Source organism: Streptomyces sp. NPDC054887 (assembly GCF_053610585.1).
Genome location: NZ_JBSGYQ010000045.1, coordinates 42642 through 58802 on the forward strand (window position 1 = coordinate 42642; position 16161 = coordinate 58802).

Below are 16161 nucleotides of genomic sequence, written 5' to 3' on the forward strand. Positions count from 1 at the left end.
CGTAAACCCGTACGGGCGGGTTGGCAACCCTCCGGCCCTCTCATGAGTCGGTTCCAGTGAGACGGGTGCTGATTGTCACGTACGGAAAAGACCGGATCAGCCGTCCTTTGTCCGTAGGTGCGGTGTTAGCTTTCTGAGCTGACATCCGGGGGCTCGATGAGCGGAGTTACGGAGTAATGGGCAGAGCGGAAGCGCGAAAGGACCGGAAGCGCGGCGCGCGCCGGGCGAAGAAGGCGGGAGGCATACGCCGCTTCTTCACGTGGAAGAAGGTGCTGGGCACCTTCTTCGGCCTCTGCCTGCTCATGATGGGCGTCTTCGTCGCGCTGTACGTCTGGGTGCCGGTTCCGGCGGCCAACGCCGAGGCCAAGCTCCAGAGCAACGTCTACAAGTACAGCAACGGCGACATCATGGCCCGCTCGGGCAAGCTCAACCGCGAGATCGTCCCGCTCGCCAAGATCCCCAAGGACGTCCAGACGGCCTTCGTCGCCGCCGAGAACCAGAACTTCTACAAGGACTCCGGCGTCGACTTCAAGGGCACCGCCCGCGGTCTGCTCAACACCGTCACGGGCAAGGGCAAGCAGGGCGGCTCGACGATCACGCAGCAGTACGTCAAGAACTACTACCTGACCCAGGAGCAGACGGTCAGCCGCAAGCTGCGGGAGCTGGTCATCTCCATCAAGGTGGACCGCAAGCAGACCAAGCCGCAGATCCTGGCCGGATACCTCAACACCAGCTACTTCGGACGCGGGGCGTACGGCATCCAGGCGGCGGCCCAGGCGTACTACGGCGACGACGCCGAGGAGCTGTCCGTCTCGCAGGGTGCCTACCTCGCGGCGCTCCTCCAGGCCCCCAGCCAGTACGACTGGGCGGCGGCGAGCCCCACCAGCAGGAAGCTGGTCAAGGAGCGCTGGAACTACGTGCTCGACAACATGGTCGAGATGAACGAGCTCGACCCGGCCGCGCGCGCCCGCCAGAAGTTCGACATACCGCAGAACCCGAAGGGCGCCGCCGGCATGGAGGGCCAGACCGGCTACATCGTCACGGCCGCCAAGGCGGAGCTGAAGAAGCAGGGCGTCACGGAGGCCGAGTTCGACGCGGGCGGCTGGACGATCACGCTGAACATCGACAAGAAGCGCCAGCAGGCGCTGGAGAAGGCGGTCGACCGCCAGCTGGAGTCCAAGCTCGACCGCGAGAAGAGCAAGATCGACGCCACGCTCCAGGCCGGCGCGACCTCGGTGGACCCGAAGACCGGCAAGATCGTCGCGATGTACGGAGGCCAGAGCGCCACCAAGCACTGGATATCCAACGCCCAGCGCTCCGACTACCAGCCGGCCTCGACCTTCAAACCCGTCGTCCTCGCCGCCGCACTGGAGAGCAACTCCAAGAACCAGGACGGCATCCCGATCACGCCCAGCACCATGTACGACGGCACCAGCAAGCGCCCCGTCAAGGGCAGCGCCACCCCCTTCGCCCCGCAGAACGACCTGGGCAAGAGCTACGGACCCATCACGGTCCAGCAGGCCATGAACAGCTCGGTCAACTCCGTCTTCGCGCAGATGCTCGTCGACGTCGGCGCGCCGCGCGTCAAGGAGACCGCCCTCGACATGGGCATGGAGGACAAGGGCGGCTTCGACGAGCGTCCCGCCATGTCCCTCGGCGTGATGGGCGCCAGTACGACCGACATGGCGAGCGTCTACGCCACGCTCGACAACCACGGCAAGAAGATCACGCCGACCATCGTGAAGTCCGCCGAGCACAAGGACCGCGAGGGCGGCCGGGTCGACCTGCCCGAGCCGACGGCCGAGCAGGTCATCGACCGCTCGACGGCGGACAGCGTGACCAAGGTGCTCACCGGAGTGGTGAAGAGCGGTACGGGCGTACGGGCGAACCACCCCAACTACAACGCGGCGGGCAAGACCGGTACGTCGGAGAAGAACCGCTCCGCCTGGTTCGTCGGCTACACCCCCGAACTCGCCACCGCCGTCGCCATCTTCGGCGAGTCCCCGGACGGCGGGCGGCAGGTGTCCCTCACCGGTACGGCCAACGCCGGCCGTGCCAGCGGCGGCGGCTTCCCCGCCATGATCTGGTCGGACTACACCCTGGGCGCCCTCGGCGGCGGCTCGGACGCCGACTTCGACCTGGAGATCGACCCGGACGACGCCTACGTGCCCCCGCCGACCGACAGCCCGGACCCGACCTCCACGCCGAGCAAGACCCCGACCACGCCGAGCGGGACCCCGTCCACGCCGAGCAGCACCCCATCGACGCCGTCGTCCAGCCCGCCGCCGACGACGACACCGCCCGCCACGCCCTCGACGTCACCGCCGCCCATCACGATCGGCCCGCCGGACCCCGGCGGTGACTCCGGCGGCTCCGACGGCGGAGCGGACGGCGGTTCCGGCGGAGGGGACGACGGCGGATCCGACGGCGGAGCGGACGAAGGCGCGGACGGCGGCGCGGAGGACGGCTTCCTGCCCCGCCCCTGACCGACGGGACACAACTGCGGCGGGCACCCACAAGGTGCCCGCCGCAGTCGTACGCGCTGCCGCAGTCGTACGCGTACAGCGGCTACGGGCGCGTGGCCAGCTCGAACCAGACGACCTTGCCGGACGACAGGCGTGTGGCGCCCCACCGTCTCGCCAGCCGGTTCACCAGGAACAGGCCGCGCCCGCCCTCGTCCGTGTCCCGCGCCCGCCGCTGCCTCGGCAACTGCGGCGCGTCGTCGCCGACCTCGCAGCGCAGCACGTCCGTACGCAGCAACCGCAGCGTGACCGGCCGCTCGGCGTACCGCACGGCGTTCGTGACGACCTCGCTGACCAGCAGTTCCACCGAGTCGCTCAGCTCCTCCAGGTCCCAGCGCGCCAGCGCGCGCCGCGCCAGCCTGCGGGCCCGTCCGGGCGCCTGCTCCTCCGGCTCGAGGAACCAGTACGCGACATCGCTCGGCGCGATCCCGTCGAAGCGGGCGGCGAGCAGCGCGATGTCGTCGTCCCGGTCACCGGGTCCGAGCATGTCGAGCACGTCGTCGCACAGGGCTTCGAGGGGCGGGGAGTGGTCGGGTCCCGTCAACTGCGCGGTGTCGGCGAGCCGCTCCCGCAACTGCTCGATGCCCGTCCACACGTCCCGCAGCCGCGACTCGACGAGCCCGTCGGTGTAGAGCAGCAGTGTGGCCCCCGCCGGCGCGTCGAGCTCGACGGCCTCGAAGTCCACCCCGCCGACGCCGATGGGGGCGCCCGGCGGCACCCGAAGCACCTCGGCGCGACCGCCCAGGTGCAGCAGGATGGGCGGCGGATGCCCCGCGTTGGCGATGGTGATGCGGTGCGAGACCGGGTCGTACACGGCGTACAGGCAGGTCGCCATGCGGTCCTGGCCCAGCCGCTGCGCCTGCTCGTCGAGGTGGTGCAGCACCTCCTGCGGCGGCAGGTCGAGACCGGCGAGGGTCTGTGCCGTCGTCCGCAGCTGGCCCATGATCGCGGCCGATGTCATGGAGTGGCCCATGACGTCCCCGACGACCAGCGCGACGCGACTGCCCGGCAGCGGGATCGCGTCGTACCAGTCGCCGCCGACCCGGGCCGTCTCGGCGGCCGGCAGGTAGCGGGAGGCCAGCTTGACGCCGGTCGGCTGGGGGAGCGAGTCGGGCAGCATGGTGCGCTGGAGCTCGTCGGCGATGTACGCCTCGCGCCCGTACAGCACGGCCTTGTCGATGCCGAGTGCCGTGTGCGTGGCCAGCTGGGCGGCGACCAGCAGGTCGTTCGCCTCGAACGCGGGCCGCTCCGGCCTGCGCAGGAACACGGCCGCGCCGATCACGCGGCGCCGGCCCCGCAGCGGCGCGAGGATCGCGCGGCGCCCGCCCGGCAGGCTCATGGCCTCGCCGAGCAGCTCGGCGAGCGCCGCCCGCGCCGACGAGGTGTCGCCGAACACCGGACGTACGCCCCTGAGCACCTCGGCCAGGGCGCCGCCGCTGCGCACCTCGCACAGCTGCGGCGCGGGCATCGGCTCGGCCTGGAGGTCGATCTCCTCGGCCCCGTCGTCCGCTAAACGCAGCCGGTCGGTGCGGCGCAGCCGCAGCATGAACGGCACGGCGGGGCGCTCGTCGCCGACCGGCAGCGGGTCGCGCAGATAGACCAGGATCGCGTCCGTGAACGTCGGCACGGACGCCCGGCACAGGCCGAGCACGATCTCGTCCAGGTCGATGCCGCGTGCGATCCGCCGCGTGGCCGCGCCGACGAACCGCAGCCGGTCGCCCTCGCTCCTGGCCGCCGCGGCAGGCTCCGGGGTCCCGTCGCCCGCGGCCGGCTGGGGAGCGGGCGCCGGACTCGGCACCGCGGGCGGCGCCTCCTCCTGCCGCGGCCGGGTGCGCTCGTGCGGCCGGGCGACCAGGGGCTGCCGGCCTTCGTGCGAGGTGGACTGGTGCTCCGTCACGCGTGGGGTTCCGTCCGTCCGGGGAGCTTGTGCGATGCAATCGCTTTGTGTGGCGATATACCCGCTCTGCGGGCGGCCTCGACAGGACGGCGGACCCCGAACCCGGCAGATTCGCGTTCCGGCACGGGTCCACCCCCCTGTGGTGACTTACGGTCAGGTCCTGCGCCGGGCCCGCCAGTTGTGGACGGGACCAGTGCGCTCAGTGCGCTCAGTGTTGCGGAAGGCGATCCTACGTTTGACCCATGGGGGCGTTTCAAGGGTCTCACGGAGCCGTGTGAACGGGAGTGCGGTCCCAGTCATCCGGCAGGCGGGGAACGGCCCAGCGCGGATCGGGCCGCCAGTTCTCCCAGCCGTCGCGAAACGGCGTGCCCCACGCTCCGATCAGGCGGACCGCGGCGCGCCCGGCGTCCCGTACCCGCGCGGCCTGTTCGCCGCTCAGCAGTCCCACCCGGCGGGCCTGCTCGAACTCGTCCTCGTCGAGCCAGCACCAGGCGCGGTCCGGGTTCACGCAGATGTCCAGGAAGTGGTCCTCGGAGTCCACGCCGCCCGACCAGCGGGTGTGCGGCTCCTCCAGGTTCACGTACCAGTTCTTGAAGCGCCAGCCCGGCTCCCAGAACAGCCACACCGACCACGGGTCGCCCGGTCGCGCCAGCTTCAGCACGCCGGTGCCCCACCACCGTGAGGTCGTGGTGGTCCGCGGCGCCGTGTACCGGGTCGCCAGCGGCTCCTCGTGCACCGGTGTGCCGTCCGCCAGCACCGGCCGGACGCACTGGGTGCCCGGCGCCATCCACACCGCCAGCAGTTCGTCGGTGTCCCGGACGACCGTGACGGGCCGGCAGATGTGGATCCGGCCCGAGCCGTTGCCGCGATAGCGCCAGAGGATGTGGTCCCCCGGCGCCCACCGCGCCCTGCCCGCACCGCCCGCCGTATCTGTCATGAGCAGATCTTAGGAGTACGTTCCGCCGGTTGCCGCGACCGAGGTCACGGGTGCGTCATACGCAGCACGTCCAGGGCCTCGTCGAGCTGTACCAGCGTCAGGTCGCCCCGCTCGACGTACCCGGACTCCAGCACGACCTCGCGGATCGTCCTGCGCTCGGCGAGGGACTTCTTGACGACCTTCGCCGCCTCCTCGTAGCCGATGTACTTGTTGAGCGGAGTGACCACGGACGGTGAGGACTCGGCGTACTCGCGGGCGCGTTCGGCGTTGGCGGTGATGCCGTCGACCGTACGGTCGGCCAGCAGCCGGGTCGCGTTGGCGAGCAGCCGCACCGACTCCAGCAGGTTCTTGGCCATCACCGGGAGCATGACGTTCAGCTCGAAGTTGCCCGCGGCGCCCGCCACCGCGACGGTCGCGTCGTTGCCCGTCACCTGCGCCGCGACCATCAGCACGGCCTCGGGAACGACCGGATTCACCTTGCCGGGCATGATCGAGGAGCCCGGCTGGAGGTCGGGAAGGCTGATCTCGGCCAATCCGGTGCGCGGTCCGGACGCCATCCAGCGCAGGTCGTTGGAGATCTTGGTGAGCGAGACGGCGATCGTACGGAGCTGGCCCGACGTCTCGACGAGTCCGTCCCGCGCGCCCTGCGCCTCGAAGTGGTCCCGGGCCTCGGTGAGCGGCAGCCCCGTGGCGCGGGCCACTTCCGCGATGACGGCGGCCGAGAAGCCGGGCGGGGTGTTGATGCCGGTGCCCACCGCCGTGCCGCCGAGCGGGAGTTCCGCGAGCCGGGGGAGCGAGGCCCGCAGGCGTTCCACGCCGTACCGGACGGCCGCCGCGTAACCGCCGAACTCCTGGCCGAGGGTGACCGGGGTGGCGTCCATCAGGTGCGTACGGCCGGACTTCACGACGTCCGCGAACTCCGCCGCCTTGCGCTCGAGCGAGGCCGCCAGGTGGTCGAGGGCGGGGATCAGATTGCCGGTGACGGCGGCGGTCGCCGCGATGTGGATGGACGACGGGAACACGTCGTTGGACGACTGGGACGCGTTGACATGGTCGTTGGGGTGGACCGGGCTGCCGAGGCGCTCGGTGGCGAGCGTGGCGACGACCTCGTTCATGTTCATGTTGGAGGACGTGCCGGAACCCGTCTGGAACACGTCCACCGGGAAGTGCTCGTCCCACAGCCCCCGCGCGACCTCGCCGGCCGCCTCGGCGACCGCCCGCGCGATGTCCGCGTCGAGCACCCCGAGCTCCGCGTTGACCACGGCGGCGGCGGCCTTGATGCGGGCCAGGGCCTCGATGTGGGCGCGCTCCAGGCGCTGGCCGGAGATGGGGAAATTCTGCACGGCCCGCTGGGTCTGGGCACGCCATTTGGCGTGCGCCGGCACCCGTACCTCGCCCATCGAGTCGTGCTCGACCCGGTACTCGCCCTGCTGGTCGTCGCTCGTCATGCTCACGTACCTCCTGGAAAAGTTGAGCACTTGTCTTGTTCTGCGTATTCCCAAGTCGCCTACCGGCCAGTAAATACCGGGGGTAACAACAAACCGGGGAGGCGCAATGCAGCGCACACGGCTCAGACTTCGCTCTGCGGTCGCGGCCGCCGCCGCACTCGCGGCGGCCATGGGGGGCGGCCTGGTGGCCACGGCCCCCGCCACCGCCGCCGACAGGACCGCGTCGGCTTCCACACCGCTTCCGGCCGAACTGGAGGCCGTACGGGCCGCCGAGGCCGTGAAGCTGTACGGCAGCGCGGCCGAGCGGCCGATGGACCAGCGCAAGACCGGGCTGATCTCGCTCGGTGACAGCGAGATCTCCGGCGAGGGCGTGGGCACGTACGAACCCGGCACCAACGGGCCCGACAACTGGTGCCACCGCTCGCCCGACGCGGCGATCCACCGCACCGGCATCCCGGCCGACGTGACGTACAACGTCTCCTGCTCGGGCGCGTACAGCGGAAACATCCGGATCGGGGGCAGCAAGCAGTACGCCGACGAACTGGTCCAGAGCGACAACCTGGCCGTGAAGGCCCGCAACACCCGCATCAAGATGGTCCTGCTGGTCGCCGGCGCCAACGACGACCTCCAGTTCGGACCGGTGATGACGGACTGCGTCACGCGCTGGCTGACGATCCAGGGCACCTGCGAGCCGAAGTACGCGCCCGGCTGGCAGGCACGTGTCGACGCGCTCGTCCCCAAGGTCGAGCAGACCGTCCGCGACCTGCGGACGGTGATGCGCGACGCCGGGTACGCCGACGGCGACTACAAGATGGTCGTGATGGGCTACCCGAGCCCCATCGGCCCCGACTTCAAGGACAACCCGAACTTCCCCGGCAAGATTCCGGGCGGCTGCGTCGGGTACGACTCCGACGCGGCCTGGGGCCGCGACACCGCGGTCTCCACGTTCGAACGCGGGATGCGCAGGGCGGCGGCGAACACGGGGTCCGTCTACCTCGACAACTCCCGCCTCTTCCACGGCCACGAGGTCTGCATGGAGGACCCCTGGGCGCGCGGCCTCTACATCGACCTCTCCAAGCCCGGCCTGCCGGACTCGAACTCGGTCCGCCAGTCCTTCCACCCCAACATCCGGGGACACGCGGCGTTCGCCTCGTGCCTCACCCAGCTCTACGGAACGGCGCTGCGGGAGGCGAGCTGCGCGGACCCTGCCAGTACCGGAAAGCCGGTGCTGTTCGCCGGGGCGTGGGACGACGTGTTCAAGCCGCTGCGGAACGCGGCGACCGGGACGTGCGCCGACGTGCCCGGTTCGACGACGCGCAACGGCACGGCGGTCGGCGGCTGGGACTGCCACGGCGGCCGCAACCAGGGCTGGTGGTACGACACCGCGCAGAAGTCGGTCCGTACGGAACTGACGCACGACCGGTGCCTGGACGTGCCGGGCGCCAAGTACCAGGCGGGAGCGGGGCTTGTCCTGTGGAACTGCTCGGGCGCGGCGAACCAGCAGTTCGTACGTGACGGTTCCACCCTCCGCCCGGCGGCGTCGACGGGCCTGTGCGTGACGCTGGCGGCGGCCAAGGACCCGCTGCGGCTCCAGCCCTGCACGGGGGCGGCTAACCAGCGCTTCGCGTAGCGGGGACACACGGCACGGCGGTGCGGGCCCCTGCCCGGGGCCCGCACCGCGCCGTGCGCGGGACGACCGACGGGAGCGCCCCCGCCCGCGGGATCGCGGACGGGGGCGGACGGCGCTGCGCCGGGAAGGGGTCAGGCCAGACCGGGGCCCCGGACCGGGATGGAGGTGAACGTCGGGGCAGGGGCGGGCTCGGTGAAGAAGTCGTTGCCCTTGTCGTCGACGACGATGAACGCCGGGAAGTCCTCGACCTCGATCTTCCAGACCGCCTCCATGCCGAGCTCCTCGTACTCGACGACCTCGACCTTCTTGATGCAGTCCTGCGCGAGCCGGGCCGCCGGGCCGCCGATCGAGCCCAGGTAGAAGCCGCCGTGCGTACCGCACGCGTCGGTCACCTGCTTCGAGCGGTTGCCCTTGGCCAGCATGACCCTGGACCCGCCGGCCGCCTGGAACTGCTCGACGTACGAGTCCATGCGGCCGGCCGTCGTCGGGCCGAAGGAACCGGACGCGTACCCCTCGGGGGTCTTCGCCGGACCGGCGTAGTACACCGGGTGGTCCTTCAGGTACTGCGGCATCTCCTCGCCCGCGTCCAGCCGCTCCTTGATCTTCGCGTGCGCGATGTCACGGGCGACGACGAGCGGGCCGGTGAGGGACAGGCGGGTCTTGACGGGGTACTTGGTGAGCTCCGCGAGGACCTCGTCCATCGGCCGGTTCAGGTCGATCTCGACGACGTCGCCCTCCTCCGAGAGCTGCTCGTCCGTGGTGTCCGGCAGGAAGCGCGCCGGGTCCTTCTCCAGCTGCTCCAGGAAGACGCCCTCGGCGGTGATCTTCGCGACGGCCTGGCGGTCCGCCGAGCAGGACACGGCGATCGCGACGGGCAGCGACGCCCCGTGCCGGGGCAGGCGCACCACGCGCACGTCGTGGCAGAAGTACTTGCCGCCGAACTGCGCGCCGATGCCGATCCGCTGCGTCAGCTCGAAGACCTTCTCCTCCAGCTCCTTGTCGCGGAAGCCGTGGCCGGTCGGCGAGCCTTCGGCGGGCAGCTCGTCCAGGTAGTGCGCGGAGGCGTACTTCGCCGTCTTGAGAGCGAACTCGGCGCTCGTGCCGCCGACGACGATCGCCAGGTGGTACGGCGGGCACGCGGCCGTGCCGAGCGAGCGGATCTTCTCCTCCAGGAACTTCATCATGGAGGCCTCGTTGAGGACGGCCTTCGTCTCCTGGTAGAGGAAGGACTTGTTGGCGGAACCGCCGCCCTTCGCCATGAAGAGGAACTTGTACGCGCCGCCGTCGGTCGCGTACAGCTCGATCTGCGCGGGCAGGTTCGAGCCGGTGTTCTTCTCCTCCCACATGGTCAGCGGGGCCATCTGCGAGTACCGCAGGTTGAGCTTGGTGTAGGCGTCGAAGATGCCGTGCGACAGGGCCTCCTCGTCACCGCCCTCCGTGAGGACGTTCTGGCCGCGCTTGCCCATGACGATCGCGGTGCCGGTGTCCTGGCACATCGGCAGGACGCCCGCGGCGGCGATGTTCGCGTTCTTGAGCAGGTCGAGGGCCACGAACTTGTCGTTGCTCGACGCCTCCGGGTCGTCGATGATCCGGCGCAGCTGGGCCAGGTGCGCGGGCCGCAGGTAGTGCGAGATGTCGTGCATCGCCTCGGCGGCCAGGGTGCGCAGCGCCTCGGGGTCGACCTTGAGGAACGTACGGCCGTCGGCCTCGAAGGTGGAGACACCCTCGGCGGTCACCAGGCGATACGGCGTGGTGTCCTCTCCCAGGGGGAGCAGATCGGAGTACGCAAACTCTGGCATTTCGGCCATTCCTCAACTCGGCAGACGGCAACTGGCCTCCATTGGCGCAGCCCGTCCACCAGCGTAAGACGCCCGCCGTGCGACAGGTCTGTGAGGTAAGGCTCAGTTGGCGGCCGCGCGCACTAGTCGCGATCTATCGCGTCTGGGTAGGCTGGGGCGGTGGACCTCGACAAGAGCCAATCAGCGGCCTCCGGCCCCGGCCGGCCCCAGCAGCCGACCGCCCCGGCGGTGCCCGCCGAGCCCGCCCTGCGCGCCTCGGACGCGGACCGTGACCGGATCGCGGACATCCTGCGCGACGCCGTGGCCGAGGGCAGGCTGACCGCGGAGGAGCACGCCGACCGCGTCGAAGCGGTCTACCGCGCCAAGACGGTCGCCGAACTGGAGCCGCTGGTACAGGACTTGCCCGCACCCGGCGGCGGCGCCCGGCCCGCCCCCGCCTCGGCGGCGTACGACCCGGTCGAGTCGGCCCTGCCGGTCGTGGCCGAGAACCTGGTCGCCGTCTTCAGCAGCTCGACGCGCAAGGGCCGGTGGCGGATCGGCCGCAGGACGAACGCCTTCGCCCTCTTCGGCAACGTGGAGATCGACCTGACGGAGGCGCTTTTCGGCCAGCGGCTGACCGTGATCAACGCGACCTCCGTCTTCGGCAACGTCGAGGTGCGCGTCCCCGAGAACATCACGCTGCGCGGCGGCGGGACCGGGATCTTCGGGAACTTCGAGGTCGACACCCTCGAAGCACACGATCCCGAGGCGCCGGTCGTCGTCGTCAACGGCTACTCGGTGTTCGGCAACATCGAGGCGAAGCCCAAGCGCGGGAAGCGCATCGCGGACCTCCACGGTCGCTTGCGCAAACACCTTGGGCACTGACGTGTTCGAAACCCTGTGCATAGGCGCGCGCACAGCGGGTAGGGACTGCTGCATCGCTGCTCGCTCCCGAAGCCGTCGTCAGGAGTAGACCGTGCTGCATCCGCCGCATCAGTCCCTGCAGGTCGCCGCCGTTCCGTCGCAGCGCGCGCCGTCCCGGGATCAGGCCGGCCCTTGGCACACGGAGGCGGTGTGCCGCCGCGACGAAGCCGGGCTCTTCTTCGCGCCCTCGAAGGAACCGACGGCCGCGCGGCTGGCGCGGGAGGAAGCGGCGAAGAGGGTCTGCGCGCGATGCCCGGTCATGGTCGAGTGCCGGGAGCACGCCCTGCTCCAGCCCGAGCCGTACGGCGTCTGGGGCGGCCTGACCGCCGCCGAGCGCCGGGTCGTGCTGGCGAGGCGCAGGCGGCGTGAGATGGAACTGAAGGCGTCCGCGCCCGCCGGCCGCATCGCCGCCGCGGGCTGACCCCCCGGACACGCCCCTCTCCGCTCCCGTTCGCCTCCTTTCACGCCCCCCGGGACAGAGCAACTCGCCGTCCAGGCATGCCGGTTGTGCGAGTATCGGACGGGGCGCGTGTGACGCGCGCCACCTTGTTCGGGGCCGAGCGCACGGGAGTCGCGTGGACCGCATGGACGGTACGGAGATCAGGTTCGAGGCCGGCCCGGGACCGGACCGCGGCGCGGACCTGCGGTCTCTCCACAAGTGGCTGTCCGACGACATGTCGCTGCGCGGGCACGCGCGCATCGGGAAGGTCGCGGAAGGGGCGGGAAGAGAAGCCGCCGCGTCGCCGGGCCTGATGGGGATCGACGCGGAAGCCGTGGCGGCTGTGGTGTCCACGGCCGTGGCACTGGCCCAGCTGCCGCTCTCGTTCGACGCCTGGCGGCAGGCGCGCAGACCACGCAGCCCGATCACCGTCCACGTCGTCGGAGCGGACGCGGAGCGGATCGCGGAGATCATGCGCGCGTACGGACAGACCCCGCCGGAACCGGCGGTGGACCCCGAGCCGGCGGCGCGGCCGCCGGCGCCGGGAGAGCGGGGTCCCGAGTCGTCCCAGCCGGAACCGTCGGGCCCCGCGCCCGTCCCGGTACGGCCCGCCGCGGGGGCCGCCCAGGGCCCTACGGCCTCCGCGACGGACCCCGCCGCCCCGTCCGGCGTCCCCCCGCGCCCCGAAGGGCACGCCCCGTGACAGCCGCCGCCCGGCCCGAGCAGGTCCCTGTGCCACCGGAGGGCGGCTCGCAGCGGATCGACCCGGCCCGCTCGGCCTGCGTGCTGATCGGAGTCGACAAGTACCCCGGCGGCAAAGGACTCGCGCCGTTGCGCAGCGTCCGCCACAACCTCGTCGAGCTGCGCGCCGCGCTGGCCGACCGGTCGGTCTGGGGCATCCCCGAGGACCGCATCGTCACCGTCGCGAACCCACGGACGTCCGCCGAGATCTGCGACCCGATCAGGGTCGCCGCACAGCAGGCCGTCGACACCCTCCTCGTCTACTACGCCGGCCACGGCCTCCTCGACCGGGACGACAGCCGGCTCTGCCTCACCCTCCCCGGCTCCAGCGAGGACAAGCCGGAGACCTGCGTCGACGCGGGTTACGTGCGCCGCGCGATGAAGGACAACGGGGCCGCGCTGCGCCGGGTGCTGATCCTGGACTGCTGCTTCAGCGGCAAGGTGCTCCAGATGTCGCCGGCCGGGACGGCGGCCGCGGACCTCGGCGTGCGGGCGGCGGTGCGGACGCTGCGGGACGTCAAGGGCTCGTACGTGATGACCTCCGCGACCCACGACCGCCCCTCCCACGCGCCCGACCCGGACCAGTGCAGCGTCTTCACCGGGGAGCTCGTCGAAGTACTGCGCAAGGGCATCCCCCAGGGCCCGGACATGCTGGGACTGCACGCCGTCTTCCGGGAGGTCAGGGACCGCGTCGTCGAGCGGGACGACCTGCCGAGCCCGCAGGAGCCCCAGGACGAGAGCCAGAACGGCGTCGGCGACCTGGAGTTCGTCCGCAACCTCGCCGTACTGCCTCCTCTGCTGGAGCCGGGTGTGCCCGTACCCCCGCCGCGCGGACGGCGATGGCCGTGGGCCCTGACGGCCGGGGCGCTCGGCCTGGCGATCGGGTTCGCCGCGACGCCGGCCGTCGACTGGTGGCAGGAGCGCGTGCGCGAGCCGGTGGCGGCGGCCGGGCGGTGCGCGGCGGGCGCCGTCCTGCTCGACCACTCCGACGCGCTCGACAAGACGGAGGCCGACGGCGAGAAGCTGGCGGGGCTGTCCGGCCTCGCGCTCCTGCCCGGCGGAAACGGCGAGGCGCTCGCGCTGGCCGACAACGAGTTCAACCGGGTCTTCCCGCTGCGTCTGACCGGTGGCGGCGGCTCCCGCACCCTGGCGCCCTCGGCTCGGACCGCCACCACTCTCCGCCCCGCGGCCGGCGGCAGGCTCCCCGCCTGGATCGACGCGGAGGCGCTGGTGGTGGAGAAGGGCGGCCGGACCATCCTGGTCGCGGCGGAGACCGGGCCCGCCCTGCGCCGGTTCGACCTGACGACCGGCCGCCAGGTCGGCAAGGACCTGCCGGTGCCCCGCGAGTTCAGGCCGTGGCCGGTGGGCGGCGCCCAGACGGGCCGGACCATCGAGGCGCTCGCCCTCAGCCCCGACGGCCGGCACCTGTACGCCGGCATGGAGGCGTCGCTGTCCCAGGACGGCGACGAACGCGGCCGCAACCTGCTGCGTATCCAGCGCTACACGGGCACGCCGGGCGGGGCGTACGTACCGGACCGCCAGTACGCCTACCGGGCCGCCGACGGGCTCTACCTGACCGAACTGGTGGCGGCCGGGCCGGACGAGCTGCTGGCTCTGGAACGCCACTACGCCGCCGGCGTCGGCAACGCGATCCGCGTCCAGCGGCTGTCCCTGGAGGGCGCGCAGGACGTGACGGGGGAGCGGGCGTTGTACCGCAGGCCGGCCGACGAGTTCGTGCGCAGCAAGGTGCTCTTCGACCTGGCCGCCTGCCCGCCCGGCGACCCGGGGCAAGTGGCCGGGAAGAGCCCGCAGACCAATCCGCTGCTGCAGAACGCGGAAGGGATGGCGCTCGGGGAGCCGTGGACCGAGGGCGAGCACAAGGGCTGGCGGCCGCTCTACCTCGTGTCGGACGACAACCTCAACGCGCAGCAGATCACACGGCTGTACCTGCTCGCCGTACGGGTGTGAGCGCAGGCCCGGTCCGCGGACGCGGACGGCGCCCCCGGGGTCGGAGGCGCCGTCCGCACGGCCCGGGGGCCGTTGCCGCTGCTTCTCGCGGTCCGCTGCTTGTGCCGGTCCGCTACTGCGCGCGGTCGAAGTCGATGGCGCTGTAGGCGCGCAGCTTCGAGAGGCGGTGCGTGGAGTCGATCTGGCGGATCGTGCCCGACTTCGAGCGCATCACCAGGGACTGGGTGGTGGCGGTCTCGGAGCGGTAGCGGACGCCGCGCAGCAGCTCGCCGTCCGTGATGCCGGTGGCGACGAAGAACACGTTCTCGCCGCTGACCAGGTCGTTCGTGTGAAGTACGCGGTCCAGGTCGTGCCCCGCGTCGAGTGCCTTCTGACGCTCGGCCTCGTCCTTGGGCCACAGCTTGCCCTGGATCGTGCCGCCGAGGCACTTGATCGCGCAGGCCGAGATGATGCCCTCCGGCGTACCGCCGATGCCCATGAGCAGGTCGACGCCGGTGCCCTCGCGCACGGCCATGACCGAGCCCGCGACGTCGCCGTCCGAGATGAACTTGATGCGGGCGCCGGTCTCGCGGATCTCCTTGACGATGCCCTCGTGGCGGGGGCGGTCGAGGATCATCACGGTGACGTCCTCGGGCGTCGAGTGCTTGGCCTTGGCGACCCGGCGGATGTTGACCGAGACGGGGGCGTTGATGTCGACGAAGTCGGCGGCCTCCGGACCGGTGACCAGCTTCTCCATGTAGAAGACCGCGGACGGGTCGAACATGGTGCCGCGGTCGGCGGCGGCGAGCACGGCGATGGCGTTCGGCATGCCCTTGGCGTTGAGCGTGGTGCCGTCGATCGGGTCGACGGCGATGTCGACCTCGGCCCCGGTGCCGTCGCCCACGCGCTCCCCGTTGAAGAGCATCGGGGCTTCGTCCTTCTCGCCCTCACCGATGACGACGATGCCGTTCATCGATACGGTCGAGACGAGCGTCCGCATGGCCTTCACCGCTGCGCCGTCCGCGCCGATCTTGTCACCGCGGCCGACCCACCGCCCGGCGGCCATGGCGGCGGCCTCGGTGACCCGGACGAGCTCCAGGGCCAGGTTGCGGTCGGGGGCCTCGGGCGAGACCTCGAGCTGAGACGGAAGATGGTGCTCGGTCATCGGAGCGCACCTTTCTGTACGGCGACGGCCGGAGTGTAGAGGGTGGGGACGACTCTATCGGTACGTCGACAAAATGAGCAGAGGGGGGCACGTATGAGCGGCATATCGGGATGAGACGCCCCTCGCGCGGGGCGCCGCCCGGCATGGGGGACCATGGGGGTGTGGCAGGTATGAAAGGCAAGCAGACGGTCCGGGACATGGTGCTGTCGATGGCGGCGATCGGTGTCGTCGTCGCCGGTGTGTACACCCTCGTCCCGCACGACGACTCGGTGGACCCGGTGAAGCCGGTCGACTACCGGGTCGAGCTCATCACGGCCCGGCGCGCGGCGCCGTATCCGGTGGTGGCCCCCGTGGGGCTCCCGGAGACGTGGAAGCCGACGTCGGTCTCGTACGACCGGCAGGAGGGCGACGCCTGGCATCTCGGCTTCCTCGACCCCGAGCGGGAGTACATCGCGGTCGAGCAGTCGAGCGGGCCCGCGGAGAAGTTCGTCCACGAGGTCAGCCAGCGGGCGGCGAAGACCGCGAAGACCGTACGGATCGGCGACGAGACCTGGCAGCGCTGGGAGGGCCCGAAGTACGACGCCCTCGTACGCGAGGACAAGGGCGCGACCACGGTGGTCACGGGGACGGCGTCGCAGAAGCGGCTGGCCGAGATGGCCGGGGCACTGGACGCCGAAAAGTCCTGACTGCGCCCCCCGTGTACGACGGAGCCGCCGCACCCCGGGGGTGCGGC

General features: G+C 71.5%; 12 protein-coding genes. 7 read left to right on the forward strand and 5 right to left on the reverse strand.

Annotation, left to right across the window (positions count from 1 at the left end; all coding sequences use genetic code 11):
• The first annotated feature begins 176 nt into the window (after nt 1–176).
• The gene (locus ACWGH0_RS23910) at nt 177–2486 is read left to right on the forward strand and encodes a transglycosylase domain-containing protein (RefSeq protein ID WP_453406254.1); all 2310 of its coding nucleotides are present in this window, start codon (nt 177–179) and stop codon (nt 2484–2486) included.
• An 82-nt stretch (nt 2487–2568) separates the two neighbouring features.
• Here ACWGH0_RS23910 and ACWGH0_RS23915 read toward each other — a convergent pair whose 3' ends face one another.
• From ACWGH0_RS23915 to ACWGH0_RS23925, 3 genes are all read right to left on the reverse strand, one after another.
• Nucleotides 2569–4419: a SpoIIE family protein phosphatase gene (locus ACWGH0_RS23915; RefSeq protein ID WP_453406255.1), complete on the reverse strand. Its 1851-nt coding sequence runs from the start codon at nt 4417–4419 to the stop codon at nt 2569–2571.
• Between the two features lie 262 nt (nt 4420–4681).
• Nucleotides 4682–5356 carry a cytidylyl-2-hydroxypropylphosphonate hydrolase gene (fomD, locus tag ACWGH0_RS23920; protein ID WP_453406256.1) on the reverse strand — a complete coding sequence of 225 codons (675 nt, stop codon included), beginning with the start codon at nt 5354–5356 and terminating at the stop codon, nt 4682–4684.
• A gap of 44 nt (nt 5357–5400) precedes the next feature.
• Nucleotides 5401–6804: a class II fumarate hydratase gene (locus ACWGH0_RS23925; protein WP_453406257.1), complete on the reverse strand. Its 1404-nt coding sequence runs from the start codon at nt 6802–6804 to the stop codon at nt 5401–5403.
• Nucleotides 6805–6910: 106 nt separating this feature from the next.
• Between ACWGH0_RS23925 and ACWGH0_RS23930 the strand changes: the two genes are divergently transcribed.
• Entirely contained in the window at nt 6911–8434 is a 1524-nt protein-coding gene (locus tag ACWGH0_RS23930; protein WP_453406258.1) for a ricin-type beta-trefoil lectin domain protein, read from the forward strand.
• Nucleotides 8435–8565: 131 nt separating this feature from the next.
• Here ACWGH0_RS23930 and ACWGH0_RS23935 read toward each other — a convergent pair whose 3' ends face one another.
• Nucleotides 8566–10242: a fumarate hydratase gene (locus tag ACWGH0_RS23935; protein WP_453406259.1), complete on the reverse strand. Its 1677-nt coding sequence runs from the start codon at nt 10240–10242 to the stop codon at nt 8566–8568.
• A gap of 150 nt (nt 10243–10392) precedes the next feature.
• Between ACWGH0_RS23935 and ACWGH0_RS23940 the strand changes: the two genes are divergently transcribed.
• From ACWGH0_RS23940 to ACWGH0_RS23955, 4 genes are all read left to right on the forward strand, one after another.
• Nucleotides 10393–11097, forward strand: a complete 705-nt coding sequence (locus ACWGH0_RS23940; RefSeq protein ID WP_453406260.1) for a DUF1707 SHOCT-like domain-containing protein — start codon at nt 10393–10395, stop codon at nt 11095–11097.
• Nucleotides 11098–11188: 91 nt separating this feature from the next.
• On the forward strand, nt 11189–11557 hold the full coding sequence (locus tag ACWGH0_RS23945; RefSeq protein ID WP_453406261.1) for a WhiB family transcriptional regulator: 369 nt from the start codon (nt 11189–11191) through the stop codon (nt 11555–11557).
• A 163-nt stretch (nt 11558–11720) separates the two neighbouring features.
• Nucleotides 11721–12278, forward strand: a complete 558-nt coding sequence (locus tag ACWGH0_RS23950) for an effector-associated constant component EACC1 (RefSeq protein ID WP_453406268.1) — start codon at nt 11721–11723, stop codon at nt 12276–12278.
• Nucleotides 12275–14284 carry a caspase, EACC1-associated type gene (locus ACWGH0_RS23955; RefSeq protein WP_453406262.1) on the forward strand — a complete coding sequence of 670 codons (2010 nt, stop codon included), beginning with the start codon at nt 12275–12277 and terminating at the stop codon, nt 14282–14284. The genes ACWGH0_RS23950 and ACWGH0_RS23955 overlap by 4 nt, the downstream gene beginning before the upstream one ends.
• Nucleotides 14285–14396: 112 nt before the next feature.
• Here ACWGH0_RS23955 and glpX read toward each other — a convergent pair whose 3' ends face one another.
• Entirely contained in the window at nt 14397–15428 is a 1032-nt protein-coding gene (gene glpX, locus ACWGH0_RS23960) for a class II fructose-bisphosphatase (protein ID WP_453406263.1), read from the reverse strand.
• 161 nt (nt 15429–15589) lie between these two features.
• On the opposite strand from glpX, the gene ACWGH0_RS23965 reads away from it, so the two are divergent.
• A complete protein-coding gene (locus ACWGH0_RS23965; protein ID WP_453406264.1) occupies nt 15590–16114 on the forward strand; it encodes a DUF4245 domain-containing protein in 525 nt (174 codons plus the stop codon).
• The last annotated feature ends 47 nt before the right edge of the window (nt 16115–16161 follow it).

Bases quoted from the DNA above. Each gene is read 5' to 3' on its own strand.
- ACWGH0_RS23910 (WP_453406254.1), top strand. From the start codon at position 177: ATGGGCAGAGCGGAAGCGCGAAAGGACCGGAAGCGCGGCGCGCGCCGG.
- fomD (WP_453406256.1), bottom strand. From the start codon at position 5,356: ATGACAGATACGGCGGGCGGTGCGGGCAGGGCGCGGTGGGCGCCGGGG.
- ACWGH0_RS23925 (WP_453406257.1), bottom strand. From the start codon at position 6,804: ATGACGAGCGACGACCAGCAGGGCGAGTACCGGGTCGAGCACGACTCG.
- ACWGH0_RS23930 (WP_453406258.1), top strand. From the start codon at position 6,911: ATGCAGCGCACACGGCTCAGACTTCGCTCTGCGGTCGCGGCCGCCGCC.
- ACWGH0_RS23935 (WP_453406259.1), bottom strand. From the start codon at position 10,242: ATGGCCGAAATGCCAGAGTTTGCGTACTCCGATCTGCTCCCCCTGGGA.
- ACWGH0_RS23950 (WP_453406268.1), top strand. From the start codon at position 11,721: ATGGACGGTACGGAGATCAGGTTCGAGGCCGGCCCGGGACCGGACCGC.
- glpX (WP_453406263.1), bottom strand. From the start codon at position 15,428: ATGACCGAGCACCATCTTCCGTCTCAGCTCGAGGTCTCGCCCGAGGCC.